We start from the raw sequence: 1,798 nt of genomic DNA, 5'->3' as shown, positions 1-1,798 counted from the left end.
AACGAGCAACGAGCAACGAGCAACGAGCAACGAGCAACGAGGTGAGGGAAAGGGGGCGGCGCTGCTTTTACTGGGCCAGATAACCGCCATCTACCGGCAACACCGCGCCGGTGATGAAGGAGGCTTCATCTGATGCCAAAAACAGAATGGCGTTGGCAACTTCTTCCGGTTTTCCCATACGACCCAGCGGGTGCATGCTGACAACCTTTTCAATGCCATCCTTCCCCAATCCGGCTACGGCCGGGGTATCAATCGTGCCGGGGGCAACGGCATTTACGCGCACACCGTGGCTGGCAAGGTCAATGGCCAGATGTTTCGTAAGGCCAGATGCTACAAATTTGGCAGGGCCATAAACAGCCTGCCCCTTCTGGCCCGCAAAGGCAGAAATGGAGGACAGGCAGACAATGGAACCTTTGCCCGCTTTGACCATTTCAGCAGCTGCGTATTTGCAGCTTAAAAACATACCCCGGCCATCAACCGCCATGGTGTGGTCCCACAAATCAACCGTGGCGGAGGCAAGATCAGCTTCCGGGATAATCCCTGCATTGGCCACAAGAATATCAATGCCGCCAAATGTGCTGACAGCTTCTTCCATAAGCCGTTTGATATCGGCTTCACTGGAGACATCGCCAGCCACCCCAATGGCTTGTGCGCCGATATTTTCAAGCTGCTGTACCAGATCATCCAGCGGGCCTTGGTCCTGATCGTTCAGAACCAGTTTTGCCCCTTCACGCGCAAAGCGTTCCGCAGTGGCACGGCCCATACCACGGGCTGCTCCGGTAATAACGGCAACCTTGCCCTGAACTCGGCCTTCTATTGCGTTTGTCGGCATAATAATCAACTCATTCCTGATAATAAAATGGAGAATGCAAGACGCAGTTTGCACAATCTGGCAGGTTTGTTTTTGGGTGTCTTTTTAAGGCCGGTTGCGTGGGGCTTGTCTTGCAATAATCCATCATTGCACGGTCAAGTCCCTCTTTCCAGTCTCAAAAATTTACTGCCGTCTTCAACTGCGTATTTTACAAAACGGGGTTTGAAAATGTCGTCCTGTTATTCTTTCAGAAACGGGCGGCCCTCATGCGCAACCAACAGATCATGCATGTCTGTCGCATGCTCTTCTTCTTCGGCCAGAATCCGTTCCAGCATGATACGGGTTGTGGGGTCCTTGTCACCAAAATAGCGGATCAGTTCACGGTAGTGCTCAATCACAAGGCGCTCGGCTACCAGATTCTGGCGCACCATTTCCACCAGATTGCCCCCTTTGCCGTATTCACTGGCGGAGCGTGTAGCCAGACCTTCCGGGTCAAAGTTCGGCGTGCCGCCAAGCTGGTCAATGCGGTTGGCCGCTGCCAGCATATGGGCGCGTTCTTCCTTGGCATGCGTTGCGAATTCTGCGGCAACGCTTTCGCTGGTCAGCCCTTCAACAGAAATGGAATGCATGGTGTAGCGCAGCACGCACACAAGTTCGGTTGCCACTACGGTTTGCAAAAGATCAATGGCAGTCTGCACATCCCCTTCATAAGTGGGGGTGACAGCACCTTTCTCAATGGATTTCTGGGCCCGTTCGCGCAGGGTCTGTACGTCTGTCAGAAACGTATTTTCTGTTGTTTGCGCCATGGAGCACTCTCCTGTCTAAAATAGATTTTAATCCTGCATTGCAGGACATTTCGCTTTTAACAACAGGCTCAAGCCGGAATGGTTGCAGAGTTTTTTTAACGCTCTTGTGACTAGCGGCTCAGGAACTCTCACGGTAGGGGCGTGCTCGGTGCTCGGTGCTCGGTGCTCGGTGCTCGGTGCT

General features: G+C 53.2%; 2 protein-coding genes. Both read right to left on the bottom strand.

The annotated features are described in order from the left end of the window. Nucleotides 1–67: 67 nt before the first annotated feature. Nucleotides 68–832, bottom strand: coding sequence for an SDR family NAD(P)-dependent oxidoreductase (locus AD948_RS00245; RefSeq protein WP_061470224.1), 765 nt, complete (start codon nt 830–832; stop codon nt 68–70). Nucleotides 833–1,050: 218 nt separating this feature from the next. After that, nucleotides 1,051–1,617: a ferritin-like domain-containing protein gene (locus AD948_RS00240; RefSeq protein WP_006560456.1), complete on the bottom strand. Its 567-nt coding sequence runs from the start codon at nt 1,615–1,617 to the stop codon at nt 1,051–1,053. Between the last annotated feature and the right edge of the window lie 181 nt (nt 1,618–1,798).

Origin of the sequence: Acetobacter senegalensis, from assembly GCF_001580995.1 — a bacterium.
Lineage (GTDB): Bacteria > Pseudomonadota > Alphaproteobacteria > Acetobacterales > Acetobacteraceae > Acetobacter > Acetobacter senegalensis.
The sequence above is the reverse complement of the archived record's forward strand: the minus strand, read 5'-3'. Positions and strand labels throughout refer to the sequence as shown.